We start from the raw sequence: 26,061 nt of genomic DNA on the forward strand, positions 1-26,061 counted from the left end.
CAAACCCCAAGGAGAAACCGTGCAGCACAAAGCAGTTCCCACACGCAACATCGTGGCAGCAGTCATAGGCAACGCCCTCGAATGGTATGACTTCCTGGTGTTCGCGTTCATGACGCCGATCATCTCGAAGCTGTTCTTCCCCACGGATCCCAGCGTCCCCGGCAGCGAGCTGAACGCCATCCTGATGACCACCGCGATCTTCGGCGTCGGCTTCTTCATGCGTCCGGTCGGCGGCATCATCCTGGGCCTGTATGGCGACAAGAAGGGCCGCAAGGCGGCCATGGTCATGGTGACATCGCTGATGGCCGTGTCGATCGCGCTGATCACGGTCGCCCCCACCTACCACGCGGCCGGCATCCTGGCCCCGATCTTCATCCTGATCGCGCGCCTCCTGCAGGGCTTCTCGGCCGGCGGCGAATTCGGCACCTCGACCGCGCTGCTGATCGAAATGGCGCCCAACGGCAAGCGCGGCTTCTACGGCTCCTGGCAGATGGCCGGGCAGATGCTGGCCCTGCTGATCGGCGCCGCCTGCGGCACGCTCATCACCGAATTCTTCACGCCGCAACAGATCGCCGACTGGGCGTGGCGCCTGCCGTTCGCCTTCGGCCTGGTGATCGTGCCCATCGCCATCTATATCCGCCGCAACGTCGACGAAACCGACGCCTTCAAGCAGATGAAGGAAGATGAGCGCCAAGCCAGCGCGCGCGGCGAGGTGCAACGCCTGAGCCTGGGCCAGATGATCAGGACGCATACGCGCGAAACGCTGATCGGCGTGGGCCTGGTCGTGACCGCGACCGTGTCCATCTACATCACCTTCACGTATCTGGTGACCTACTCCACCCAGATCCTGAAGCTGCCGCTGAACCAGACCTTCCTGGTGCAGATGGCGGGCGCGGCGCTGATGGTGCTGCTGACGCCCTTCATGGGCGCCTGGTCGGACCGCGTCGGCCGCCGCCCCATCGTGATCGGCTCGCTCATCGGCTACCTGATCGTGCTGTACCCGCTGTACCACTGGCTGTCGGACGCGCCGTCCATCGGCCGTCTGCTGGCCGTGCAGGTCGTGGTTTGCCTGTTCGTGTCAGCGTTCTTCGGCGTGTTCAGCACGGTGATGGCGGAACTGTTCCCCGCGCGCGTGCGCTCGGTGGGCCTGTCCCTGGCCTATAACGTGGCCGTGATGATCTTCGGCGGCTTCGCGCAGTTCATCGTGACCTGGCTGATCAAGACCACCGGCTCGCCGATGGCGCCCGCCTACTACGTGATGTTCGGCGTGGCGCTGGGCCTGATCGCCGCGTTCTTCATGCGCGAGCGCGCGCACGAACAGCTGGACAACTGAGTCCCGCTTCCACCCGGGCCGCCCGGCCCGGGTTTCGCGCCTAGCGGCGCGTGGCCGAGGACACGCCCTGCACTTCCGCCAGGGCGTCCAGGGCGCGGGACAGCGATTCCCCGCCGCGCACTTCCACCGTGAACACCATGTGGGCCAGCGACTGCTTGCTCTGGGTGTTCACGCCTACCACGTTCAGGCGCAGCCTCGCGAAGACTTCGGACAGATCCCGCAGAAGGCCGGAACGGTCATGCGCGCGCACGCTGATGTCCACCGGATAGAAGGTATCGGCGGTCTCGCCCCAGGCCACTTCGATGACGCGCTCGGGTTCGCGCGCCGCCAGCGCCAGATAGCTGTGGCAGTCGCTGCGGTGGATGGACACGCCGCGGCCGCGGGTGACGAAGCCCGCAATGAGGTCCGGCGGCGCCGGACGGCAGCAGCGCGCCAGCTGCGTCAGCAGCGACCCCACTCCCACCACCAAAACACCGCTCTTGCCGCTTTTCTCGGCGCTGCCCGCGCTGGCGTGGCGCAACGCGGCCGGCTGCGGCTCGACCGCAGGCCCTGGCTGCTGGAACAGCGTATCGATCTGCCGCAGGCTGAATTCTTCCTTGGCCGCCGCCACGTACAGATCGTCGGCGCGGGCAAAGCCCAGGTTCTGCGCCAGCTGTTCCAAGTTGACGGCCGTCTTGCCCAGTCGCTGCAATTCCTTTTCGACCAGGGCCTGGCCCTGGGTGATGCGCTGCTGCAGCTCGATCGCGTTGAACCACATGCGCACCTTGGCGCGGGCCCGCGGGCTGGCCAAAAAACCCAGCTGGGGATTGAGCCAATCGCGCGACGGCCCGCCCGACTTGGCCGAAATGATCTCCACGGTCTGACCGGTGGACAGCCGGGTCTGCAGCGGCACCATCTGCCCGTCGACGCGCGCGCCGCGGCAGCGGTGGCCCAGGTCGGTGTGCAGGTGATAGGCGAAATCCACCGGCGTCGCGCCGGCTGGCAATTCGATCACGCGCGCCTGCGGCGTCAGCACATAGATGCGCTCATCGGTATGCGGCGGCGCCGTCGCGGCGCCGCGATTCTTGCCCGCGGCGGCCTTGCCGGGCGCGGGCTTGGCGGGCTCGTCGCCGCCGCCCTCGACATCGGAATTCCAGGCCAGCAGCTGGCGCATCCACGCCAGTTGCCGGTCGTATTCGCTGGACGCCGCCACCTGGCCGCCCTTGGCGCCCGCTTCCTTGTAGCGCCAGTGCGCGGCCATGCCGTACTCGGCGAACTGGTGCATCTCGCGCGTGCGGATCTGCACTTCAAACGGCCGGCCGTCATCGTCGGCGACCACCGTGTGCAGCGAGCGGTAGCCGTTGGGCTTGGGCCGCGAAATATAGTCGTCGAACTCCTCGGAGATCGGCGTCCACATTTCATGCACCATGCCCAGCGCCGTGTAGCAGGCGCGCACGTCGTCGACGATGATGCGCAGCGCGCGCAGGTCATACATCTGCGAGAAATCCAGGCGCTTGACCCGCATCTTGTTCCAGATGCTGTAGATGTGCTTGGGCCGGCCGCTGACTTCGGCCTCGACGCCAGCACGGGCCAATCCGGCCTGCAGGCGCTCGATGGCGCCGGCGATGAAGGCTTCGCGCTCCACCCGCTTTTCTTCCAGCAGGCGGGCGATCTGCTTGTACTTTTCGGGCTCCAGGAAGCGGAAGGCCAGGTCTTCCATTTCCCACTTGATCTGCCAGATCCCCAGGCGGTTCGCCAGGGGCGCGTACAGGTCCAGGGTCTCGCGCGCGAAATCGGTGGAGCACGGCGCCTTGCTTTCCGCATGCCAGCGCAAGGTGCGCAGCCTGGAGGCCAGCCGCATCAGCACGATGCGCAGGTCGGCCGCCATGGCCAGCAGCATCTTGCGCTGCATTTCCTTCTGCGAGCCGCTTTCGGCCGCCGCGTCGCTCGCTTGCCGGGCCACCACGCCCAGCCGCAACAGCGCCCGCGTGCCCTGCACCAGCCGGGCGATCTCGGCGCCGAACGCGGTCGCGACCGGATCGTTGCGCAGCGAAGGCGCCGGAGCCATCAGGTCGGTCGGCAAGGCGGCCAGCAGCGCCGCGGCACGCGTGGCGGCATCGGTATGCAGGGCGGCCAGGATGCGGACCACGCCGGCCCCATGACCCGCCAGAGGCTCGCCGGTCAGTGCGTGCTGCCCTTCGAAACGCGGCTCGGCCCAGGCCACGGCCTGGTCGATCAATGCCATGCCGTCGGCATCCAGGCCGGCGCCTACCTCCTGGCGCCAGGAAGCATCGAATGGCGTAGGCGCGTCGGGAACTGGCGGGGCGGACATGACGGGCGTCGAGCGGATGTAGTTTGATATTCCGACACTCTACACTAGGGTTTGTAGACACCAAAAGACGCCGCTAGCCCCGGCATATGGAAGGAACCGAAGCTTATGTTGCGCTGGCTCAAGGGCCGCGGCGCCCGCCCCTCCGCGGTGGCCGAAATGCAGGCCCGCATCTCGCCGGAACTATGGCGGCTGGTGCTGGACACCCACCCGTTCCTGGCGGCCCTGAACGCCGCCGAAACCGCCCAGTTGCAGGCGCGCTCGGCCTGGCTGCTGGCCAGCAAGAACATCAATGGCGCGCAAGGGCTGGAGGTCTCGGACTTCATGCGCCTGAGCATCGCCGCCCAGGCCAGCCTGCCCATCCTCAACCTGACGCCGGAACTGTATGAAGGCTGGGACGAGATCATCGTGTACCCGGCCGGCTTCCGCATTCCGCGCTCACGCCAGGACGACGACGGCGTGGTGCATGAATACGTCGAGGATGCGGCCGGCGAAGCCTGGGAAGGCGGGCCGCTGGTCCTGTCCTGGGAAGACACCCAGCTCTCCGACGGCGGCTTCAACGTGGTCATCCATGAATTCGCCCACAAGCTGGACCTGCGCTCCGGCTACGCCGACGGCATGCCCTCGCTGGCCGCGCACCCCGAACTCAAGCCGCAGGCCTGGCGCCGCATCCTGGACGACAGCCTGGACCGCTTCATTGCCGCAGTGGACACGGTCGAGGCTTCCATCCCGCACGACGTGGATCCGGAGAGCGAGGCCGCGGATGCCTGGTACGGCCAGTTGCCCATGGACCCGTATGCCGCCACCGACGAAGCGGAATTCTTTGCGGTCAGCTCGGAGCACTTCTTCGTCGATCCCTACCCCATGCACGAAGCGCTGCCGCAATGGTATGGACTGCTGCGGGCCTACTACCGGCAGGATCCCCTGGAACGCTAGGCATGAAACAGCTGCTGATCGTGTGGCATTCTCGTACCGGCGCCGCACGGCAGATGGCCGAAGCCGCGGAGCGCGGGGCGCGCGCGGCCGCGGCGCAGCTGGAACAGGCGGCCGACCTGCGCGTGCTGCTGCGGCGGGCCTGCGACACCCAGGCCGAAGCCCTGCTCGCCAGCCAGGCCTACCTGTTCTGCGCCCCCGAAAACCTGGCCTCGCTGAGCGGCGAGATGAAGGAATTCTTCGACCGCAACTATTACGCCGTGCTCGACCGGATACAGGGGCTGCCCTATGCCTGCGCCATCAGCGCGGGCAGCGACGGCGCGGGCGCGGCGCGGCAGGTGGAGCGCATTTGCACCGGCTGGCGGCTCGCGCCCCTGGCGCCGCCGCTCATCGTCAACATGGGCGCACAAAGCGCGCAGCAGATCCTGGCGCCCAAGACAGTGGCCGGCGCGGACCTTGCAAAATGCGAGGAACTGGGCGGCCTGCTGGCCGCGACGCTGCTGCTCGGGCAATAGCCGGCAGAACGCGGGGGGAAATCTGGCAGGCGCCGAACGCGGTCCGGCGCCCCGGGGAATGCCCGGATCGGAATCAGGCGGCCAAGGCGCCCGATTCCGGAAAACGTCTTCAGACGGCAGCCGTCACGACGATCTCGACCTTGAAATCCGGATTGGCCAGGCGGGCTTCGACGGTGGCGCGCGGAGGCGAGTTGCCGTCGGCGACCCAGGCGTCCCACGCCTTGTTCATGCCGTCGAATTCCTTCATGTTGGCCACGTAGATCTGGGCCATCAGGATCTTGGTCTTGTCGGTGCCGGCTTCGGCCAGCAGGCGGTCGATCGTGGCGAGCACCTGTTCGGTCTGGCCGGTGATGTCCAGCGTGGAATCGTCCGGCACCTGGCCTGCCAGGTACGCGACGCCGTTGTAGACGGCCATGTCGGACAGGCGCTTGGCCACGTGGAAGCGCTTGATGCTGCTCATGAATAGTCCCCTAGATTCGAGTGGGTTGGGTGGAACAATGCTGAAGAACCCGCAATTTACCCCGAGCCGCCATCAGGCGGGAGGCAATTGGAAGACCTGGCGCAGATAGGCCAGGTAGGCCGGATCGTCGCACATGGTCTTTTCCGGCGCGTCGGACACCTTGGCCACCGGCTGGCCATTGCAGCGGACCATTTTCATGACGATCTGCAAGGGTTCGTGGCCCAGGTCGTTGGTCAGGTTGGTGCCGATGCCGAAAGACACCTTGCAGCGGCCGGAGAACTGGCGAGCCAGTTCGATGGCGCGAGGGAAGGTCAGCGAATCGGAAAACACCAGCGTCTTGGCGCGCGGATCCACGCGGTTCTTGCGGTAGTGCTCGAGCAGGCGCTCGCCCCAGACGAACGGATCGCCCGAGTCATGGCGCGCGCCGTCGAACAGCTTGCAGAAGTACATGTCGAAGTCGCGCAGGAAGGCATCCATGCCGTAGACATCGGACAGCGCGATGCCCAGGTCGCCGCGGTATTCCTTGGCCCAGACTTCCAGCGCGAACACCTGCGAATCGCGCAGGCGCGGGCCCAGCGCCTGGCAGGCCTGCAGGTATTCGTGGCCCATCGTGCCCAGCGGCAGCACCTCGTGCTGCTTGGCCAGCAGCACGTTGCTGGTGCCGGCGAAATGCACGCCCATCTGCGCCTTCATGGTGGACACGATTTCCTCGTGCCAGACCTTGGAGAAGCGGCGGCGCGTGCCGTATTCGGCCACGCGGAAATCGGCCAGCGCGGGATCGTCCAGCACCAGGTGCATCTTGGACTGCAGGCGCTTGCGGCCCTCTTCCCAGTCGGGATTCTTGCGCGTGTTGCGGAAATAGACCTCGTTGACGATGGCCAGCACCGGGATCTCGAACAGGATCGTGTGCAGCCAGGGGCCGCGGACCTCGATGCTGATTTCGCCCGGGCCCTCGCCTTCCTCTATATGGATGCAGCGCTCCGGCAGGTGGAACAGTTCCAGGAAATCGACGAAGTCGCTTTTGATAAAGCGCAAGCCGCCCAGATATTTAAGTTCTTCCTCGGTGAAGCGCAGCTGGCACAGCTGATGCACTTCCTCGCGGATTTCGTCCAGATAGGGACGCAGGTCGACCCCGGGCGTGCGGCATTTGTAACGGTACTCGACCTGGGCAGCGGGAAACTGATGCAGAACCACCTGCATCATGCTGAATTTATACAGATCGGTGTCGAGCAGCGAAGTGATTATCATGATGGCGCGTTTCGTTTCGCGACACCATAGCATAGAGCCCGCGCCGTTCAGGGCGAAGGGCCCCTGTGTCAATACGGGTATTGCCGGCACGTTGGCGCGTCATTGGGTAAAATCCGCCCAACAAGACACAAAAGCCGCCGCTCCCGGAGTTCCTGAATGACCCACGTTGTCACCGAAAACTGTATCAAGTGCAAGTACACCGATTGCGTAGACGTGTGCCCGGTGGACTGTTTTCGTGAGGGTCCGAACTTTCTCGTGATCGATCCCGACGAATGCATCGACTGCGCCGTCTGCATCCCGGAATGCCCGGCCAATGCGATCTACGCCGAAGAAGACGTGCCGCAAGACCAACTGAATTTCATCGCGCTGAACGCCGAACTCTCGCCCGAGTTCGCCAGCATCAGCCGCGCCAAGAAGCCCCTGCCCGACGCCGACGAATGGAACGGCAAGCAGGACAAGCTGCAATACCTGGAAAAATAATCCGCGAACGCCGGCCACCGCCTGGCGGCCGGCCACGCGCGATGTGCCGATGACCGACGACTCCAAATACACGCGCCAGACCGTAACCCATGTCCACACGTGGGTGCCCGACAAGCTGTTCTCCGTGCGCGTGACGCGCGACGACGCGTATGCGTTCCTGCCGGGCCAGTTTGCCCGGGTCGGTTTGCCGGAGGCCGGCACGTCCGATGCCGAGCCCACGCTGTGGCGCGCCTATTCCATGGTTTCGGCGCCGCATCAGCCCTGGCTGGAGTTCTATTCCATCGTGGTCCCCGAAGGGCTGTTCAGCCCGCGCATGGCGCGGCTGCAACCCGGCGACGCCCTCTATGTGGAAAAGAACCCCTACGGCTTCCTGACCCTGGAGCGCTTCGCCCCCGGCGGCGATCTCTGGCTGCTGGCCTCGGGCACGGGCCTGTCGGCCTATATGTCCATCCTGCGCGACCCCGCCGCCTGGCGCGCCTACCGCCGCATCATCCTGGTGCATGGCGTGCGCACCGCCGCGGAGCTGGCTTATCGCGAAGAGATCGAATCCTGGCGCAACCAGCCCGAACTGGCCGAATTCTTCGCCGCGGATCCGCAGAAGCTCGTCTACCTGCCCATCGCCACCCGCGAGGCCCTGCCCGGCATGCCGCAGGCGCGCCTGACCACGCTGATCGCCGACGGCGGCCTGGAACAGCTGGCGGGACAACCGCTGGATCCCGAGCAGGCCAAGATCATGCTTTGCGGCAATCCCGACATGCTGGCGGATGCCCGCAAGCTGCTGGGAGAACGGGGCTTCAAGCCCGGACGCCGCGGCATTCCCGGCAATCTGGCGGTGGAAAACTACTGGTAGTTCGCTCCGTCCGACTTAGTGCATAAATCCACCCTTTGGTGCTGCTGCGCGTTATAAAAAGCGCCCTAAACTGGTGCTCAATGGGTATCGGGTCGCTTTTTAGCAACAGATTTACGTTTTTTGTCGGCGTTTCTTTAGGCTGTATAGAAATAACGTTAGTCCCCGGGGCAATAATCGGGGCACATGCACGACCCAGAAGGACTTTTCCCAAATGCTGTATCAATTGCACGAAATGCAGCGCGCCTTCCTGACTCCGTTTGCAGCATTCACGGACGCCGGTTCCCAGCTGTTTTCCAGTCCCTACAGCCCCCTCGCCTATACCCCCATTTCCCGCCAGATGGCGGCCGGGTATGAGCTGATGACCCGCATCGGCAAGGAATACCAGAAACCCGCCTGGAACCTGCCCACCACGGAAATCAAGGGCAAGTCCGTCCGCGTCATCGAAGGCGTGGCCATCGACAAGCCGTTCTGCCGCCTGCTGCACTTCCAGCGCGACGTCCGCCACGCTGGCCGCGACGATCCCAAGGTCCTGCTGGTCGCGCCCCTGTCCGGCCACCACGCCACCCTGCTGCGCGACACCGTGCGCGCCCTGCTGCCCGCCCACGACGTCTATGTCACGGACTGGGTCGACGCCCGCATGGTGCCGCTGTCGGCCGGTCCGTTCCATTTGAACGACTACGTGCGCTACGTGCAGGACTTCATCCGCCACCTGGGGCCGGACGTGCACGTCATTTCCGTCTGCCAGCCCACGGTGCCAGTGCTGGCGGCCGTTTCGCTGATGGCCTCCGCCAACGATCCCTGCCAGCCGCGCAGCATGGTGATGATGGGCGGCCCCATCGATCCGCGCCAGTCGCCCACGCAGGTGAACCGCCTGGCCACGACCAAGCCCTATTCCTGGTTCGAGAACCAGGTCATCCACCCGGTGCCGCCGCGTTATCCGGGCGCCGGCCGCAAGGTCTATCCGGGCTTCCTGCAGCACGCGGGCTTCATGGCCATGAATCCCGACCGCCACATGAAGTCGCACTACGACTTCTACCTGGACCTGCTGCGCGGCGACGACAGCGACGCCGAAGCGCACCGCCGCTTCTACGACGAGTACAACGCCGTGCTGGACATGCCGGCCGAGTTCTACCTGGACACGATCCGCATGGTGTTCCAGGAGTTCCAGCTGCCCAACGGCACCTGGGAAGTGGATGGCAAGCTGGTGCGCCCGGCCGACATCAAGAAGGTCGCCCTGCTCACCATCGAAGGCGAACTGGACGACATCTCGGGCCAGGGCCAGACGCGCGCCGCGATCAAGCTGTGCAAGAACATCCCGGCCGAGCGCAAGACGCACTACACGGCGCCCAACTGCGGCCACTACGGCATTTTCTCGGGCCGCCGCTGGCGCGAAATGATCTGTCCTAAAATTGCCGAATTCATCCGGCAATCTGCGTAGGATGGGTGCAGCGCGAGGGTTCTCCAGCCAGAACCCTCGCGCCCAGCGCGCGTAACCCGTGCGGCCGCAATAGACTGTCTTCCTGCAACAAGCGGGCCCTGTCTGCCCGCGGCGGCATGGGTCGCGCGCTTGGCGTCCGCGCTTGCGCGAGGATTCTCGCGCCACACCCGCCCTGCGGCTTCTCTTTCATACTCATGTCCTGTCGCTCATTAGCCGACCGCATTGATGCCTTGCTGCCTCAGACGCAATGCACCAAGTGCGGATACGACGGCTGCCGGCCCTATGCCGACGCCATCGCCGACGGCGCCGCCCCGATCAATCGCTGCCCTCCCGGAGGCGATGAAGGCATCGCCGCCTTGTCGCATCTGCTCGGCGTGCCCGCCCTGCCCCTGGACGCCAGCCGCGGCGAACCCGGACCGCTGCTGGTCGCGCGCATCGACGAAGCCCACTGCATCGGCTGTACGCTGTGCATCCAGGCCTGTCCGGTGGACGCCATCGTCGGCGCCAACAAGCACATGCACACGGTGCTGCCCGATTGGTGCACCGGCTGCGACCTGTGCGTGGCGCCCTGTCCGGTCGACTGCATCCAGATGGTGCCGGCGGGCCGCGCCTGGAGCGCGCAAGACGCCGCCGTCAGCCGCCTGCGCCACCGCAACCACCAGGCGCGGGTTGAACGCCTGGCAGCCGACAACGCGCGCCTGATGGCGCCTGAACCAGCCGCAGCCATCGCTCCCGCGCCCGCCGACGAGGCGCGCAACGAAGACCGCAAGCGCTCCGCCATTGAATCCGCGCTGGCCCGCGCCCGGGCCCGCCGCAACCCCTCGCAGACATGAACGCCGCCAAACGCCGAGAGATCTTCGCCCGCCTGCAGGCCGCCAACCCGCATCCGACCACCGAACTCGAATACGAAACGCCGTTTCAACTGCTGATCGCGGTGCTGCTGTCGGCGCAGGCGACCGACAAATCGGTCAACATCGCCACGCGCAAGTTCTTCCCCGCCTACGGCACGCCGCAAGCGCTGCTGGCGCTGGGCGAGGAAGGCCTGGCGGATTACATCAAGACCATCGGCCTGTACCGCACCAAGGCGAAGAACACCATCGCCACCTGCAGGATCCTGATCGAACAGCATGGCGGCGAAGTGCCGCAAACCCGGGAAGCGCTCGAAGCCCTGCCCGGCGTGGGCCGCAAGACCGCCAACGTGGTGCTGAACACCGCCTTCGGCCAGCCCACCATGGCGGTGGACACGCACATCTTCCGCGTGTCGAACCGCACTGGCATCGCGCCCGGCAAGAACGTGCTGGAAGTCGAACAGAAACTCGAAAAGTTCGTGCCGCGCGAATACATGCAGGATGCGCATCACTGGCTGATTCTGCTGGGCCGCTACGTCTGTGTGGCACGCAAGCCAAAATGCCCCCAATGCGGCATTTCCGACCTCTGCGAATTCAAGCAGAAAACACCCGCCTGAGACGCATAAGCTCATGCGCCGATATCGCATCGGCGCGCAGCAAACCGGGTTTTCCCTCGCTACGAAATCCATGACGCGTTGATGACGATCAACGCGCATTTGCTGCAATGCATTGCCATTAAGTACCGGCTTTCGTCCCTTGTGGCGCAAGCATTGTCGGCCTGCCGACAATTGCCCTTTCCGCACTGCAAAACCTATGACAAACCCTCATGGAATTTTGATAGAGAGGTGCGCATACTCGCCGGCAACTCATGAGAAAACTGCGAATCTTCGCCAGTTTTCCTGACCCTGCGGGGGCCTGTCGCACGACGTCAGGTCGAGACCGAATAAATACAACGCCGGTGCAGCAAACATGGACGACACGATCCTGGAGACAAAAGGCCTCACCAAGGAATTCCGCGGATTCGTCGCGGTCAATGGGGTCGATTTGCGTATCAAGCGAGGCGAGATTCATGCCTTGATCGGGCCTAACGGCGCCGGCAAGACCACTTGCTTCAACCTGCTTACCAAGTTCCTATCTCCCACGTCGGGAACCATCAAGTTCAACGGTATCGACATCACCGGCGAACGGCCCGCGCAGATCGCGCGGCGCGGCGTCATCCGCTCGTTCCAGATCTCGGCGGTGTTCCCGCACCTGACCGTGCTGGAGAACGTGCGCATCGGCCTGCAGCGCAAGACCGGCCTGTCCTTCCATTTCTGGAAGAGCGACAAGCGGCTGGCCTCGCTGAACGAACCCGCGCGCGCCCTGCTCGAACAGGTGGACCTGGGCGCGTTCGCCGACGAGACCACCGTAAACCTGCCCTATGGCCGCAAGCGCGCGCTGGAAATCGCCACCACGCTGGCGATGGAGCCGGAGCTGATGCTGCTGGATGAACCCACGCAAGGCATGGGCCACGAAGACGTGGACCGCGTCACGCAACTGATCAAGCGCGTCAGCGCCGGGCGGACCATCCTGATGGTGGAACACAACATGAATGTCGTGTCCTCCATCGCCAACACCATCACCGTGCTGGCGCGCGGCGCCGTGCTGGCCGAAGGATCGTACGCCGAAGTCTCCCGCCATCCGGCCGTGATGCAGGCTTACATGGGCACCACCGACGGCGAACTTCAAGGAGCGCACGCATGAGCACCCCGGCACTGGAAATTTCGGGCCTGCAGGCCTGGTACGGGGAATCGCATATCCTGCACGGCGTGGATATGCGCGTTGGACAAGGCGAAGTGGTCACCCTGCTCGGACGCAATGGCGCCGGGCGCACCACCACCCTGCGGGCCATCCTCGGCCTGACGGGATCGCGCAAGGGTTCGGTACGCATCCATGGCACCGAGGCCATCGATCTACCCACCTACAAGATCGCCCACCTGGGCGTGGGCTATTGCCCCGAGGAACGCGGCATCTTCGCCAGCCTGTCTTGCGAAGAGAACCTGCTGCTGCCCCCCGTCGTGGGCTCGCTGGGCGGCGGCATGTCGCTGGCCGAGATCTACGACATGTTCCCCAACCTGCAGGAGCGCCGGAATTCTCCCGGCACGCGCCTGTCGGGCGGCGAACAACAGATGCTGGCCGTGGCGCGCATCCTGCGCACCGGCGCAAACCTGCTGCTGCTGGACGAAATTTCGGAGGGCCTCGCCCCCGTCATCGTGCAGGCGCTGGCTCGCATGATCACGGCGCTGAAGCAGCGCGGCTACACCATCGTCATGGTGGAGCAGAACTTCCGCTTCGCAGCGCCCCTGGCCGACCGCTTCTACGTCATGGAGCACGGCCAGATCGTCGAGCACTTCGAAGCCGCAGAACTTTCAGAAAAACAGGACACGCTCAACGAATTGCTGGGCGTCTAGAACCTGTGTCATCCGCCGGACATCCGGCAACACTACACCGTAGGGAAGAGAGGAGTCATCCCATGAAGCTGCACACCATCACTGCTGCACTGGCCATGGCGGGCCTGGGATTTGCTGGGGCAACCGCCCACGCGCAAGGTATCTCCGACGATGTCATCCGCATCGGCTTCATCACCGACATGTCGGGCGTGTATTCCGACATCGACGGCAAGGCCGGTCTGGAAGCCGTGCGCATGGCGATCGAGGATGCCGGCGGTTCGATCAACGGCAAGAAGATCGAAGTCGTGTCGGCCGACCACCAGAACAAGGCGGACGTGGCCTCGGCGCGCGTGCGCGAATGGTTCGACGAGCAGAAGGTGGACGTCATCATCGCCGGCACCAACTCGTCGACCAGCCTGGCCATGGCCGGGGTGGCCGCCGAGAAGAAAAAGCCCTTCATGGCGATCGGCGCGGGCGCCTCGGACCTGACCAACGCCCAGTGCTCGCCGTACACCGTGCACTATGCCTACGACACCGTGGCCCTGGCGCGCGGCACCGGCTCCGCCGTGGTGAAGGACGGCGGCAAGAGCTGGTTCTTCCTGACCGCTGACTATGCCTTCGGCCATGCGCTGGAACGCGACACCGCGGCCGTGGTCAAGGCCGCCGGCGGCGAGGTCAAGGGCCAGGTGCGCGCGCCGCTGGGCGCCTCGGACTTCTCGTCCTTCCTGCTGCAGGCGCAAGCCTCCAAGGCGCAGATCCTGGGCCTGGCCAATGCCGGCGGCGATACCATCAACTCGATCAAGGCCGCCAACGAATTCGGCGTGACCAAGACCATGAAGATGGCCGGCCTGCTGGTCTTCATCAACGACGTGCACGCGCTGGGCCTGCAGGCCACGCAAGGCATGTACCTGACCGACGGCTGGTACTGGGACCAATCCGACGCCTCGCGCGCCTGGTCCAAGAAGTTCGAAGCCAAGGTCGGCCGCAAGCCGTCCATGCTGCAGGCGGGCGACTACTCCGCCACGGCCTTCTACCTGAACGCCATCAAGGCCACCGGCACCGACGACGGCGATGCCGTGATGAAGTGGATGAAGTCGAACAAGATCAACGACTTCTTCGCGCAAGGCGGTTACGTGCGCGAAGACGGCCGCATGATTCACGACATGTACCTGATGCAGGTCAAGACCCCGGCCGAATCCAAGGCTCCGTGGGACTACTACAAGGTCGTGGCGACGCTGCCCGGCGACGAGGTCTACACCAAGTTGTCCGAGTCCACCTGCAAGCTGGTCAAGAAGTAATCCAGCCCATGTGATCCCAGACGCGACCCGCGGCCCCAGGCCTCGGGCCGCGTTTTGATTAGTTCGCTTCCCTCCGTACGCGCAGGATTTTCACAAGATGACTGACATTTTCGGCATCCCCATACAGGCCTTGTTCGGCCAGCTATTGCTAGGCCTGGTCAACGGCTCCTTCTACGCCATGCTGTCGCTCGGGCTGGCCGTCATCTTCGGGCTGCTGAACGTCATCAACTTCGCGCACGGCGCGCTCTACATGCTGGGCGCCTTCGTGGCCTGGATGGGCCTGTCGTACCTGGGGTTGAACTACTGGGTCATGCTGATCCTGGCGCCGCTGGTCGTCGGGCTGTTCGGCATCATCATAGAAAAGCTATTGCTGCGGCACCTGTACAAGCTCGATCACCTCTACGGGCTGCTGCTGACCTTCGGCCTGACCTTGCTGATCGAAGGCCTGTTCCGCAGCTTCTACGGCGTGTCGGGCCAGCCCTATCCCACGCCCGACGCCTTGCGCGGCGCCACCAACCTGGGCTTCATGATCTTGCCGAACTACCGCGGCTGGGTCGTGGGAGCGTCCCTGGTGGTCTGCCTGGCGACCTGGTTCGTCATCGAGCGCACCCGCCTGGGCGCCCTGCTGCGCGCCGGCACCGAAAACCCGCGACTGGTCGAGGCCTTCGGCGTGAACGTGCCCCGCATGATCACCCTGACCTACGGCTTCGGCGTGGCGCTGGCGGGCTTTGCCGGCGTGCTGGCCGCGCCCGTGCTGCAGATTTCCCCGCTGATGGGCTCCAACCTCATCATCGTCGTGTTCGCCGTGGTCGTGATCGGAGGCATGGGGTCCATCATGGGCGCCATCGTGACCGGTCTGGGCCTGGGCGTGATCGAAGGACTGACCAAGGTGTTCTGGCCCGAGGCCTCCAGCACGGTCGTGTTCATCATCATGGCCATCGTTCTGTTGATCCGCCCGGCCGGGCTGTTCGGAAAAGAAAAATGAATCGTCAATTCCTGGGCTATGCGGTACTGGCCATCGTGGTGGCCATTCTTCCCTTCGTCGGGGTGTATCCGATCTTCGCCATGAAGATCATGTGCTACGCGCTTTTCGCCTGCGCATTCAACCTGCTGCTGGGCTTCACCGGCCTGCTGTCGTTCGGCCACGCCGCCTTCCTGGGCAGCGCGGCCTACGCGACCGGACATGCGCTCAAGGTCTGGGGCTTTCCCACCGAGATCGGCCTGCTGTTCGGCGTGGCCGTGGCGGCGCTGCTGGGCTTGGCCATGGGCGCGATCGCCATCCGGCGCAGCGGCATCTACTTCGCCATGATCACCCTGGCGCTGGCGCAGATGGTGTTCTTCTTCTTCCTCCAGGCGAAGTTCACCGGCGGCGAGGACGGCCTGCAAAGCGTGCCGCGCGGCACGCTGCTGGGATTCGTCGACCTGTCCAAGGACCTGAACCTGTACTACCTGGTGATGGCCATCTTCATCATCGGCTACTTCATCATCTGGCGCGCGGTGAACTCGCCCTTCGGCCAGGTGCTGCAGGCGCTGCGCGAAAACGAGCCGCGCGCGATTTCGCTGGGCTACGACGTCGACCGCTTCAAGCTGCTGGCCTTCGTCCTGTCGGCCGCGCTGGCCGGCCTGGCGGGCGCCACCAAGACCCTGGTGTTCGTGTCGGCCACCCTGTCCGACGCTACCTGGCAGATGTCCGGGCTGGTCATCCTGATGACCCTGATCGGCGGCCTGGGCACGATGACCGGCCCCATACTGGGCGCCTTCATCGTGGTGTTGCTGGAAAACAAGGTGGGCGACTTCGGCCAGATGCTGGCCAACGTCACCGGCGTGGACTGGTTCCTGCGACTGGGCGAATCCGTCACCATCGTCATCGGCCTGATCTTCGTGATCTGCGTGCTGGCGTTCCGCCGCGGCATCGTGGGCGAGATCGGCGCCTTCATCAATCGCCGGCGCACTGCCCGCGCCTGATAGCCACGCCTGATACCTGCACTGCAAACACGGGGCCGCAATATGCGGCCCCGTTTTCATTTGGCGAGCCGGCGCACACCCGTAAAATGGACGGTACCCAACCAAACAGGTGCTGACCATGCGCAAACCGCATCCGCTCGCCCCCGTCCTTGGCGCCATGGCGCTGGCCGCCGCCCTGCTTCCATCGGCCGCGCAAGCCGCCGATCCCGTCTGCGAAGTCAACCGCCCCATCCGCTTCAGCGGCCTGAACTGGGAATCCAACCTGGTGCTGGCCGGCATCGAACGCTATGTGCTGGAACATGGCTACGGCTGCAAGACCACGGTCGAAATCGGCGAAACGCTGCCCATGCTGGCGGCGCTGCAACGCGGCGACGTGGACGTCACCCCCGAGGTCTGGCCCGGCCAGATCGAAGGCGCCTGGAAGAAGGCCCTGGCCAGCGGCAAGGTGCTGGGCGTGGGCCACGTGTATGACGCGGGCGAAGGCTGGTATGTGCCGCGCTACACCGTCGAACGCCACCCCGGCCTGAAATCCGCGGCCGACCTGGCACGCTTCAAGAACGTCTTCGCCGATCCCGAGGAGCCCGGCCGCGGCCGCATCTATGGCTGCCCGGCGGGTTGGGCCTGCGGCACGCTGAACGAAAACCTGCTGCGCGCGCTCAAGCTGGACCGCGACTACGCGATGTTCGCCCCCGGTTCCGGCGCCGCCCAGAAGGCGGCGATCGTCTCCGCGTACAAGCGCAAGCGCGACATCGTCTTCTACTACTGGACGCCCACCTCGCTGGTCGGGGCGCTCGACCTGGTGAAGCTGGAGCTGCCGGCCTTCGATCAGGCCGCGTACACCTGCATGACCGATCCCAAGTGCCTGGATCCCGTGCCCACCGAATTCAAGCCTAACCCCGTCGTCACCGGCGTCAACGCCGCGTTCGCGAAGCAGGCGCCGCAGATCGCCGAATTCCTGGGCAAGCTGACGGTGCCCAGCGACGCCATCGACGCCACCCTGGGCTGGCTGGAAAACGAAGGCAAGGAACCCGAGGACGCCGCGCGCTATTTCCTCAAGCAGTACGGACCGGTATGGCGGCAATGGATACCGCCGCAAGCCGCCGAGCGCGTGCAGGCGGCGCTGGCGCGCGAGTGACCGCCGGAGCGCCGTCGCCGGCTCATGTATCCTGACGTCTCGGCGCGCCGCCCGCGCCAACCCAATTCAAGCGAAGGAAGACAAGCATGGACGCCCTGTTCTGGCACAACGGTCACTGGACCACTGAAAACCCCAAATTGCTCGGCCCCGCCGACCACGCCTTCTGGATGGCCAGCATGGTGTTCGACGGCGCGCGCGCATTCCGCGGCCTGACGCCGGACCTGGACCTGCACTGCCAGCGCGTGGTGCGCTCGGCCGAAAAGATGCTGATGAAACCGCAGCTCGGCTGGGAAGAAATCCAGAAGCTGTGCCTGCAGGCGGTGGCGAAGTTCCCGGAAGGCACCGAGCTCTACATCAAGCCCATGTTCTATTGCGCCGACGGCTTCCTGCTGCCGGACGCCGACAAGACCCAGTTCGTGCTGCACGTGTTCAAGGTGCCGATGCCGGGCGACCAGGGTTTCTCCGCCTGCTTCTCCAGCTTTGCGCGTTCCTGGCCCAACATGGCGCCCACCGACGCCAAGGCCTCCTGCCTGTACCCGAACGGCCAGCGCGCCATCCGCGAAGCCGCCGAAAAGGGCTTCGACAACGCCATCATGCTGGACGGCGCCGGCAACATCGCCGAATTCGCCACCAGCAATCTGTGGATCGCCAAGAACGGCGTGGTGTCCACGCCGGCCGACAACGGCACCTTCCTCAACGGCATCACGCGCCGCCGCGTGCTGGCCCTGCTGAAGGCCGACGGCGTCGACGTGCAGGAACGCAGCTTGACCCGCGCCGACATCGAGGAAGCCGATGAAGTGTTCTCGTCCGGCAACTACGGCAAGGTGGTGCACGTGAACCGCGTCGAAGACCGCAAGCTGGAATACGGCCCGATGGCGCGCCGCGCACACAAGCTGTACATGGATTACGCCGAAAGCACCGGCCGGAAGTAAGCGGCCCGCGCCCAGTTCCTACCCATCTGCTGCCCGCCTACGCGCGGGCAGCGTCGTTCTCGGGAATGCCTCATGCAGACACGACGCGATTTCCTCCGCAGCGGCGCCTCGCTGGCCGGCGCCGGCAGCGCCCTGGCCCTCTTGCCCGCCTCCATCCGGCGCGCGCTTGCGATTCCCGCCGCCCGCCGCACGGGCACGATCCGCGATGTCGAGCACATCGTGATCTTCATGCAGGAGAACCGTTCCTTCGACCACTACTTCGGCGCGCTGGCCGGCGTGCGCGGCTTCGGCGACCGCTTCCCCATCCCGGTGCCGGACAGTCCCGACGCGCGCCACCGCAGCGTCTGGGCGCAGTACAACGACAAGCCCGATGACGGCGCGCCGCGCACGGTGCTGCCCTACCGCCTGGACACGCGCGAGGCCTTCGAGACCATGCGCGTGGCCAGCACGCCGCATACCTGGTCCAACGCCCAGGACGCCTGGGACACAGGCCGCATGGGCAAGTGGCCGGCGGCCAAGAAGAACCACTCGATGGCGTACTACACCGGCGAGGACATGCCCTTCCAGTACGCCATGGCGCGCGCCTTCACGGTCTGCGACGCCTATCACTGTTCGTTCACGGGCGGTACCAACACCAACCGGCTATTCGTGTGGACCGGCACCAACGACGGCCTGGGCCGCGGCAACGGCCCGGCGCTGGGCAACACCTACAACAAGCTCACGGGCGGAGATCCCGCGCGCGCCTATACCTGGACCACCTACCCGGAGCGCCTGGAGCAGGCCGGCGTCAGCTGGCGCATCTACCAGAACATGGCGGACAACTATTCGCTGAATCCCACCGCCGGCTTCAAGGCCTATCGCGACGCCTACCATGGCGTGCCGGGTTCGCTGGCCGCGCTGAAGGACAAGGCGCTGAGCACCCGCGACCTGGACCTGCTGCGCCAGGACGTGCTGGACGGCAAGCTGCCGCAAGTGTCGTGGATCTGCGCGACCAAGGCGGGCTCCGAGCATCCCAGCCCGTCCAGCCCGGCCCAGGGCGCGGACTACACGGCCCGGGTGCTGGATGCGCTGACGGCCAACCCCGAGGTCTGGAGCAAGACCGTCCTGTTGTTGATGTTCGACGAGAACGACGGCTTTTTCGACCACATGCCGCCACCCGCCCCGCCCTCTCGCGATGCCGCCGGGGCACTGGCGGGCGCCTCCACGGTGGATACCACCGGCGAATATCATGAGATCGTGGCCGGCGCGGAAAAAGACGACACCCCGGCCCACCTGCACGGCGTGTACGGCCTGGGGCCGCGCGTGCCCATGTACGTGCTGTCGCCCTGGACCAAGGGCGGCTGGGTCAATTCGCAGGTGTTCGACCACACCTCGGTGCTGCGCTTCATCGAGCAGCGCTTTGGCGTGGCGGAACCCAATATCTCGCCCTGGCGCCGCGCCGTCTGCGGCGACCTGACTTCGATCTTCGACTTCGCGGCGCCGGACGATGCCGGCCTGACCCGCGGCCTGCCGGCAACGGCGGAACGCGCCAGCCTTGCCTCCGCCCTGCCGGGCACGGTCACGCCGCCGGCGCCGTTGCAGCCCGGGCTGGCGCGGCAGCAGGCCGGCACGCGCCCTTCGCGTCCGCTGCCCTATGCACTCCAGGTTCAGGCGCGCACGGACGGCAAGCGCGTCGCACTGCGATTCGAAAACAGCGGCACGGCAGCCGCCGTGCTGCACGTGTACGACCGGCTGAACCTGGAGCGCGGTCCGCGCCGCTACACCGTGGAAGCCGGCAAGCAGCTGGAAGATGCCTGGACCGCCTCCGCCGACGACGGCCGCTACGATATCTGGGTGCTGGGTCCCAACGGCTTCCACCGGCATTGCACAGGACGCGGCGGCCAGCCGCCGTTGGAAGTCACGGCGGCCTGTCCGGGCCCCGGCGCGGCGCTGCGGCTGACGCTGCGCAATCCCGCCGGACAGGCCCGTTCATTCCGGGTGGAGGCCAATGCCTATGACCACCCCCGGCAGGCCGACACACCGCTCGCTCCCGGCGAAAGCGTCACCCTGACCTGGGACATGCACCGCAGCGCTGGCTGGTACGACCTCACCGTGCGCGACATCGGCGATCCTGCCTATACGCGCCGCCTGGCCGGACGCATCGAGACCGGCGCCCCCTCCACTTCCGATCCCGCCATGGGACAGGAGCTGATACTGCAATGGACTCCCGTGACATGAAGCCGCCCGCCCCCTATGAAAACGCCGTGACCTTCCAGTTCGGCGATACGCCCGAGCTGGCCGACGAACTGCTCGCCCTGGTGCTCGCGGGCGAAAAGACCGCCACCTGCGGCGCATTGCGCGACTTCAACGACAAGGAGCCAGTGCCTGAGGCCGGCCGGCGCGATGTGGTGCTGGACGGCTCCGGCCGTCCAGCCTGCGTGATCGAGACCACCAGCGTGCTGATCCAGCGCTTTGATCAGGTCGACGAGGCGTTCGCGCTGGCGGAAGGCGAAGGGCCTTACGAGGCCTGGCGCGATGCGCATATCGCCTACTTCGGCCGCAATGGCGGCTATCAGCCGGACATGGTGCTGGTGTGCGAAAGGTTCCGGCTGGTTGATGTGTTTGAAAGGTAGGGAGGTTGCCGGCGCGGGGGTTGGGTAAAGCGCGAGATCGTGAGCGAGCCCCCAACTCGCGCAGCCCATCATCCCCAAAAGAAAAAAGCCGGCCGCCTTTCAGCGTCCGGCTTTTGCATGAAAGCGGGCAGGATTCAGCCTTGCTCGCCGCTCTTGCCCAGGCCCAGATAGCTTTCGATGACCTTGGGATCGCCGGCCAGCTCGCGCGCCGGGCCGTGCAGGATGACTTCGCCGGTTTCCAGCACGTAGCCGTAATCGGCCACCTGCAGCGCGGCGCGCGCATTCTGTTCGACCAGCAGGATCGCCACGCCGGTCTCGCGCAGGCGCGCGATGATGTGGAAGATCTCGCGCACGATGCGCGGCGCCAGGCCCAGGCTGGGCTCGTCGAGCATCAGCAGGTTGGGCTTGGCCATCAGCGCGCGGCCCACCGCCAGCATCTGCCGTTCGCCGCCCGACAGGGTGCCGGCCTGCTGGCCGCGCCGCTCGCGCAGCCGCGGAAACAGGTCGAACACTTCGTTCAACGTGTCGCGCCAGCCGCTTTCACGGGCGCGGTAGCGGCGGAAGCCGCCCAGCAGCAGGTTGTCTTCCACCGACATGGTGCCGAACAGTTCGCGGCGCTCGGGCACCAGCGACATGCCGGCCGCGACGCGGCGCTCGACCTGCCAGCCCGACACGTCGGCGCCGGCGTATTGCACGGTGCCGGCCGCGTGGCCGGTCTGGGGCAAGGAGCCCATCATGGCGTTCAGCATGGTGGACTTGCCGGCGCCGTTGGCGCCGATCACCGTGACGATGCTGCCGGCGGGCACTGTGAGCGACGCGCCCACCAGCGCGCCGACCTTGCCGTAGCGGGCCGACAGGTTGCTGACTTCGAGAACGGGAGTTTGCGTCGCGCTCATCACACGCCTCCTGCCGACACGGGCTTGGCCTGGTCCGCTTCGGGCAGGTCGTCATCGATGCCGCCCAGATAGGCTTCCAGCACCGCCGGGTTCTTTTGCACGTCGGCCGGCACGCCTTCAGCCAACTTGGTGCCGAAATCCATCACCACAAGGTGGTTGGTCAGACGCATCACAAAATCCATATCGTGTTCGACGAGCAGAATGCTCATGCCCTCTGCGCGCAACTGTTCCAGCACGCGCGCCAGGTCCTGCTTTTCCTTGTAGCGCAGGCCGGCGGCGGGTTCGTCCAGCAGCAGCAGCACCGGGTCGGCGGCCAGGGCGCGCGCGATTTCCAGGATGCGTTGCTGGCCCAGCGCCAGGTTGCCCGCCTGCTCGTACAGGTATTCGCCCAGGCCGACGCGCTTGATCTGCTCGGCGGCTTCGTGCAGCAACTGCGCCTCGCGGGCGCGGTCCGAATGCAGCGCGCCCGCCAGCACGCCGACGTCCGAGCGCAGGTGCGCGCCCAGCGCCACGTTTTCCAGCACGGTCATGCCGGGCAGCAGTTGCACGTGCTGGAAGGTGCGGCCCACGCCCAGCTTGGCGATGTCGCGCGCCGAACGGCTGTCGATGCGCTGGCCCATGAAGGTGACCTTGCCGCGCGTCACCGGCAGCACGCCGCTGATCAGGTTGAAGGTCGTGCTCTTGCCCGCGCCGTTCGGGCCGATCAGGCCCATGATCTCGCCGGAGGCGACCTTGAAGGAGATGTCGTTGACGGCGACCAGGCCGCCGAACTCCTTGCGGATGGCATCGACTTCGAGCACCACCTGGCCGGCTTGCGGACGCTCGCGCGTCGGCAGGGCCGGGGCCGGCGCCGGCGGCGCCAGGTTGCGGCGCGAACTGTCCGCGCCGGTGATGCTGTCCCACCAGCCCGCCAGGATCGGCCACAGGCCGTTGCGGGCGTATTGCAGCATCAGGATCAGCAGCACGCCGAAGACGATCATCTCGAAGTTGGCGTTGGTATCCAGCAGCTTGGGCAGCAGGTTCTGCAGCTGGTCCTTCAGCACCAGGATCACGCCGGAGCCCAGCAAGGCGCCCCAGACGTAGCCGGCGCCGCCGACCACCGCCATGAACAGGTATTCGATGCCGTAGTTGATGCCGAAGGGGCTGGGGCTGACGGCGCGCTGCATGTGCGCATACAGCCAGCCGGACACGCAGGCCAGCAAGGCCGCCCAAACGAAGATCACGACCTTGTAGGCAGCCGTGTTCACGCCCATGGACTCGGCCATGCCGGCGCCGCTCTTGAGCGCGCGAATGGCGCGGCCCGGACGCGAGTTCAGCAGGTTGCGGGTCGCCCACAGCGCCAGCAGCACGAATACCCAGATCAGGTAATAAATGTGGCGGCCGCTGGCCAGCGACACGCCGAAGATGCTGATGGGCTCGATGCCGGCGATGCCGTCATGCTTGCCCAGCCAGTCGATGTTGCCGAACAGGAAATACAGCGACAGGCCCCAGGCGATGGTGCCCAGCGGCAGGTAGTGGCCCGACAGGCGCAGCGTGATGGCGCCCAGCAGGTAGGCTACGACGGCCGTCAGGATCAGCCCGGCCGGCAGCGCCAGCCAGGGCGAGACATCGTATTGCGTGGTCAGGTAGGCGGTGGTGTAGGCGCCCAGGCCCACGAACGCCGCCTGGCCGAACGAGGTCAGGCCGCCCACGCCGGTCAGCAGCACCAGGCCCAGCACGACCAGGCTGGCCAGCCCGATGTAATTGAGTTGCGTCACCCAGAATTCGGGCGTGACCGGCAGCAGGGGCAGGCCCGCCAGGACGACGATGAAGACGGCAAGCAGAATGCGGTTCATGACGTTTATTCCTCTTCGTCCACGTGATGGGTGCTGAACGAACGCCAGACCAGAACCGGGATAATCAGGGTGAAGACGATCACTTCCTTGTAGGCGCTGGCCCAGAAGGACGAGAAGGATTCCAGCACGCCCACCAGCAGCGAGCCGGCGGCCGCCACGGGGTAGCTGGCCAGGCCGCCGATGATGGCGCCCACGAAGCCCTTCAGGCCGATCAGGAAGCCGGTGTCGTAGTACACGGTGGTGATGGGCGCGATCAGCATGCCGGACATGGCGCCGATGGCGACGGCCAGCGTGAACGTCAGGCTGCCGGACATGGTGGTGCTGATGCCGACCAGGCGCGCGCCGCGGCGGTTGACGGCGGTGGCGCGCAGCGCGCGGCCGTACAGCGTCTTGCCGAAGAACAGCCACAGGCCGATGATCAGGATGGCGCAGGTCGCCACCACGAACAGGCTTTGCGCCGACCACGTCATGAAGCCCAGGTCCACTTGCCCGCTGACGAAGGCGGGCGTGCGCCAGCCTTCGGCGCCGAAGAACACCAGCGCCAGGCCGGTAAGCGCGAAGTGCACGGCCACGGACACGATCAGCAGCACCAGCACGGTGGCCTCGGCCAAGGGCTGGTAGACGATGCGGTAGACCATCGGACCCATCGGAATCACCAGCAGCAGCGTCAGCAGCATGTTCAGCCACAGCGAATTGCCGGGCGCGGTGTAGGTCACGGTGAGCCAGAGCAGCGCCAGCGGCAGGACCACGCAGGTGGCGACGGCCTTGGGCAAGGCGGCGGCGCTGCGGGTGCGCACGGCGCGCAGCAGCTCGAGCACCAGACAGACCACGCCCAGCAGCGGCAGGAGATAGGCGGTGCCCGGCACTTTGCCGTCCACCAGCATGGCCAGGGTCAGGGCGCCGAACGCCACGAACTCGCCCTGGGGAATGAAAATGACGCGCGTAACGGCGAATACCAGCACCAGAGCCATGCCCAGGAGGGCATAGATGGCGCCGTTGACGACACCGTCTTGCAGCAGGATCAGCGCAATTGAGGAATCCATCTAACAACCTTATTTATTCTGGTGTTCCGGCCGCACCCGGGACACTGATACGACACACCGGCCGGAAAGGCCGGTGCGAAGCATTGCTGGGGTGCCGCGCGGCGGGCGCCGCCGCGCGTTGCGCACCCGTGGATCAGGCGATCCTGGAGGATTACAGGCCGGGCTGGTAGACCCACTTGCCGCCTTCCACCTTGACCATGACGCGCGAGCGCTCGTCAAAGCCGGCGTGGTCCGTGGGCGACATGTTGAACACGCCTTGCGAAGCGGCCAGGTCCTTCACGCCTTCCAGGGCATCGCGCATGGCGGCGCGGAATTCCGGCGTGCCGGGCTTGGCGCCCGACTTCAGCGCGACGGGCAGCGCGGCCACGACCAGCTGGCCGGCATCCCACATGTGGCCGCCGAACGTGTTGGTGGAACCGGCGCCGTTGGCCTTTTCGTAGGCATCGACGTAGGCCAGGGCCGACTTCTTGACCGGGTTGCTGTCCGGCAGCTGGGCCGCGACCAGCAGCGGGCCGGCCGGCAGCAGCATGCCGTCGCAGTCCTTGCCGCAAACGCGCAGCACGTCGTTGTTGGCGGCGCCGTGCGTCTGGTAGATGGTGCCGCCGTAGTTGCGGGCCTTCAGCTCCTTCTGCGGCAGGGCCGACGGCGTGCCGGCGCCGGCGATCAGGATGGCGTCGGGCTTGGCGCCGACCAGCTTGAGCACCTGGCCCGTCACGCTGGTGTCGGTGCGGCTGTATTTCTCGATGGCGACGATCTCGATGCCCTTGGCCTTGGCGGCCTTCTGCATCACGTCCAGCCAGCCGTCGCCGTAGGCGTCGGCAAAGCCGATGAAGCCCAGGGTCTTGACCTTGGACTTGGCCATGGCGTCAGCCAGGGCGCCGGCCATCAGGGCATCGTTCTGCGGGGTCTTGAAGACCCAGCGGCGCTTGTCGTCCACGGGTTCGACGATCTTGGCGCTGGCGGCCACGCTGATCATCGGGACCTTGGCTTCGGCGGCCACGTCGACCATGGCCAGCGAGCCCGGCGTGACGGAGGTGCCGATCAGCACGTCGACCTTGTCGTCCGAGGCCAGTTTGCGCGAGTTCTTGACGGCTTGCGTCGTATCGGTGGCGTCGTCCAGGACGATCCATTCGATCTTCTGGCCGGCCACTTCCTTGGGAAGCAGGGCCACGGTGTTGCGCTCGGGGATACCCAGCGACGCGGCGGGGCCAGTGCTGGACACGGTCACGCCGACCTTGACCTGGGCGTTCGCCAGTAGCGGCAGGGCCAGGGCAATGGCGGCAGCCGCCGCGGACAAGCCGAAGTGCTTGCGCATATTTTTGTCTCCTGTGGTGGCTCTGGAGCGCCTCGGGCGAGGCAGGGCGAGCCTAGTTAAAGTTATACAGAAAAAAATATTATAGGGTTAAAACAGTATCAGATGACGATGCGCAACTCCGGTAATTCCCTGATGTGCTACGAAAAACGCGTTTCAGCAAATGCATTCGTTAATGGCGAACTTGTACT

General features: G+C 65.8%; 24 protein-coding genes. 17 read left to right on the forward strand and 7 right to left on the reverse strand.

All coding sequences use genetic code 11. The features are described from left to right. Nucleotides 1-19: 19 nt before the first annotated feature. Nucleotides 20-1,333: an MFS transporter gene (locus HWY37_RS10455; RefSeq protein WP_175209254.1), complete on the forward strand. Its 1,314-nt coding sequence runs from the start codon at nucleotides 20-22 to the stop codon at nucleotides 1,331-1,333. Between the two features lie 40 nt (nucleotides 1,334-1,373). On the opposite strand, the gene HWY37_RS10460 is transcribed toward HWY37_RS10455, so the two are convergent. Further along, nucleotides 1,374-3,644 (reverse strand): RelA/SpoT family protein, encoded by a 2,271-nt coding sequence (locus HWY37_RS10460; RefSeq protein WP_175209253.1) that lies wholly within the window; start codon nucleotides 3,642-3,644, stop codon nucleotides 1,374-1,376. A 105-nt stretch (nucleotides 3,645-3,749) separates the two neighbouring features. On the opposite strand from HWY37_RS10460, the gene HWY37_RS10465 reads away from it, so the two are divergent. Both HWY37_RS10465 and HWY37_RS10470 read left to right on the forward strand, forming a co-directional pair. Next, complete coding sequence (locus HWY37_RS10465; RefSeq protein WP_176088584.1) at nucleotides 3,750-4,577, forward strand: M90 family metallopeptidase; 828 nt, start codon at nucleotides 3,750-3,752, stop codon at nucleotides 4,575-4,577. A 2-nt stretch (nucleotides 4,578-4,579) separates the two neighbouring features. Beyond that, nucleotides 4,580-5,089, forward strand: a complete 510-nt coding sequence (locus HWY37_RS10470) for an NAD(P)H-dependent oxidoreductase (protein ID WP_176088585.1) — start codon at nucleotides 4,580-4,582, stop codon at nucleotides 5,087-5,089. A 109-nt stretch (nucleotides 5,090-5,198) separates the two neighbouring features. On the opposite strand, the gene HWY37_RS10475 is transcribed toward HWY37_RS10470, so the two are convergent. Next, nucleotides 5,199-5,549, reverse strand: coding sequence for a RidA family protein (locus HWY37_RS10475; protein WP_013392200.1), 351 nt, complete (start codon nucleotides 5,547-5,549; stop codon nucleotides 5,199-5,201). A 72-nt stretch (nucleotides 5,550-5,621) separates the two neighbouring features. Continuing rightward, complete coding sequence (gene pncB, locus HWY37_RS10480) at nucleotides 5,622-6,797, reverse strand: nicotinate phosphoribosyltransferase (protein WP_176088586.1); 1,176 nt, start codon at nucleotides 6,795-6,797, stop codon at nucleotides 5,622-5,624. Between the two features lie 156 nt (nucleotides 6,798-6,953). Between pncB and fdxA the strand changes: the two genes are divergently transcribed. The 14 genes from fdxA (at nucleotide 6,954) to HWY37_RS10550 (ending at nucleotide 20,784) form a co-directional block, all read left to right on the forward strand. Then, nucleotides 6,954-7,277, forward strand: a complete 324-nt coding sequence (gene fdxA, locus HWY37_RS10485; RefSeq protein ID WP_006389264.1) for a ferredoxin FdxA — start codon at nucleotides 6,954-6,956, stop codon at nucleotides 7,275-7,277. Between the two features lie 49 nt (nucleotides 7,278-7,326). Further along, nucleotides 7,327-8,127 (forward strand): ferredoxin--NADP reductase, encoded by an 801-nt coding sequence (locus HWY37_RS10490; RefSeq protein WP_176088587.1) that lies wholly within the window; start codon nucleotides 7,327-7,329, stop codon nucleotides 8,125-8,127. 211 nt (nucleotides 8,128-8,338) lie between these two features. Continuing rightward, on the forward strand, nucleotides 8,339-9,565 hold the full coding sequence (locus HWY37_RS10495) for a polyhydroxyalkanoate depolymerase (protein WP_175209248.1): 1,227 nt from the start codon (nucleotides 8,339-8,341) through the stop codon (nucleotides 9,563-9,565). A gap of 194 nt (nucleotides 9,566-9,759) precedes the next feature. Next, complete coding sequence (gene rsxB, locus HWY37_RS10500) at nucleotides 9,760-10,398, forward strand: electron transport complex subunit RsxB (protein WP_176088588.1); 639 nt, start codon at nucleotides 9,760-9,762, stop codon at nucleotides 10,396-10,398. Next, nucleotides 10,395-11,030: an endonuclease III gene (gene nth, locus HWY37_RS10505; protein ID WP_175209246.1), complete on the forward strand. Its 636-nt coding sequence runs from the start codon at nucleotides 10,395-10,397 to the stop codon at nucleotides 11,028-11,030. The genes rsxB and nth overlap by 4 nt, the downstream gene beginning before the upstream one ends. Before the next feature lie 352 nt (nucleotides 11,031-11,382). Next, complete coding sequence (locus tag HWY37_RS10510; RefSeq protein WP_175209245.1) at nucleotides 11,383-12,156, forward strand: ABC transporter ATP-binding protein; 774 nt, start codon at nucleotides 11,383-11,385, stop codon at nucleotides 12,154-12,156. Then, a complete protein-coding gene (locus HWY37_RS10515) occupies nucleotides 12,153-12,863 on the forward strand; it encodes an ABC transporter ATP-binding protein (RefSeq protein ID WP_013392192.1) in 711 nt (236 codons plus the stop codon). Before HWY37_RS10510 ends, HWY37_RS10515 begins: the two co-directional genes overlap by 4 nt. A 62-nt stretch (nucleotides 12,864-12,925) precedes the next feature. Further along, on the forward strand, nucleotides 12,926-14,140 hold the full coding sequence (locus tag HWY37_RS10520; protein ID WP_176088589.1) for an ABC transporter substrate-binding protein: 1,215 nt from the start codon (nucleotides 12,926-12,928) through the stop codon (nucleotides 14,138-14,140). A gap of 97 nt (nucleotides 14,141-14,237) precedes the next feature. Continuing rightward, nucleotides 14,238-15,125, forward strand: a complete 888-nt coding sequence (locus HWY37_RS10525) for a branched-chain amino acid ABC transporter permease (RefSeq protein WP_175209243.1) — start codon at nucleotides 14,238-14,240, stop codon at nucleotides 15,123-15,125. Further along, the gene (locus tag HWY37_RS10530; protein WP_175209242.1) at nucleotides 15,122-16,105 is read left to right on the forward strand and encodes a branched-chain amino acid ABC transporter permease; all 984 of its coding nucleotides are present in this window, start codon (nucleotides 15,122-15,124) and stop codon (nucleotides 16,103-16,105) included. Before HWY37_RS10525 ends, HWY37_RS10530 begins: the two co-directional genes overlap by 4 nt. Before the next feature lie 118 nt (nucleotides 16,106-16,223). Continuing rightward, nucleotides 16,224-17,240 carry an ABC transporter substrate-binding protein gene (locus tag HWY37_RS10535; protein ID WP_175209241.1) on the forward strand — a complete coding sequence of 339 codons (1,017 nt, stop codon included), beginning with the start codon at nucleotides 16,224-16,226 and terminating at the stop codon, nucleotides 17,238-17,240. 86 nt (nucleotides 17,241-17,326) lie between these two features. Further along, complete coding sequence (locus HWY37_RS10540) at nucleotides 17,327-18,172, forward strand: branched-chain amino acid aminotransferase (protein ID WP_175209240.1); 846 nt, start codon at nucleotides 17,327-17,329, stop codon at nucleotides 18,170-18,172. Between the two features lie 72 nt (nucleotides 18,173-18,244). Beyond that, complete coding sequence (locus tag HWY37_RS10545; protein ID WP_176088590.1) at nucleotides 18,245-20,389, forward strand: phosphocholine-specific phospholipase C; 2,145 nt, start codon at nucleotides 18,245-18,247, stop codon at nucleotides 20,387-20,389. Next, complete coding sequence (locus HWY37_RS10550) at nucleotides 20,386-20,784, forward strand: ASCH domain-containing protein (RefSeq protein ID WP_246302253.1); 399 nt, start codon at nucleotides 20,386-20,388, stop codon at nucleotides 20,782-20,784. Before HWY37_RS10545 ends, HWY37_RS10550 begins: the two co-directional genes overlap by 4 nt. Before the next feature lie 134 nt (nucleotides 20,785-20,918). Here HWY37_RS10550 and HWY37_RS10555 read toward each other — a convergent pair whose 3' ends face one another. The 4 genes from HWY37_RS10555 to HWY37_RS10570 form a co-directional block, all read right to left on the reverse strand. Then, entirely contained in the window at nucleotides 20,919-21,680 is a 762-nt protein-coding gene (locus tag HWY37_RS10555) for an ABC transporter ATP-binding protein (RefSeq protein ID WP_175209237.1), read from the reverse strand. Next, the gene (locus HWY37_RS10560) at nucleotides 21,680-23,515 is read right to left on the reverse strand and encodes a branched-chain amino acid ABC transporter ATP-binding protein/permease (protein WP_176088591.1); all 1,836 of its coding nucleotides are present in this window, start codon (nucleotides 23,513-23,515) and stop codon (nucleotides 21,680-21,682) included. Before HWY37_RS10560 ends, HWY37_RS10555 begins: the two co-directional genes overlap by 1 nt. 5 nt (nucleotides 23,516-23,520) lie before the next feature. Beyond that, nucleotides 23,521-24,558: a branched-chain amino acid ABC transporter permease gene (locus tag HWY37_RS10565; protein WP_175209235.1), complete on the reverse strand. Its 1,038-nt coding sequence runs from the start codon at nucleotides 24,556-24,558 to the stop codon at nucleotides 23,521-23,523. A gap of 151 nt (nucleotides 24,559-24,709) precedes the next feature. After that, nucleotides 24,710-25,873: an ABC transporter substrate-binding protein gene (locus HWY37_RS10570; RefSeq protein WP_175209234.1), complete on the reverse strand. Its 1,164-nt coding sequence runs from the start codon at nucleotides 25,871-25,873 to the stop codon at nucleotides 24,710-24,712. Between the last annotated feature and the right edge of the window lie 188 nt (nucleotides 25,874-26,061).

Origin of the sequence: Achromobacter anxifer (assembly GCF_903652925.1) — a bacterium.
Taxonomy (GTDB): Bacteria; Pseudomonadota; Gammaproteobacteria; order Burkholderiales; family Burkholderiaceae_B; genus Achromobacter; species Achromobacter anxifer.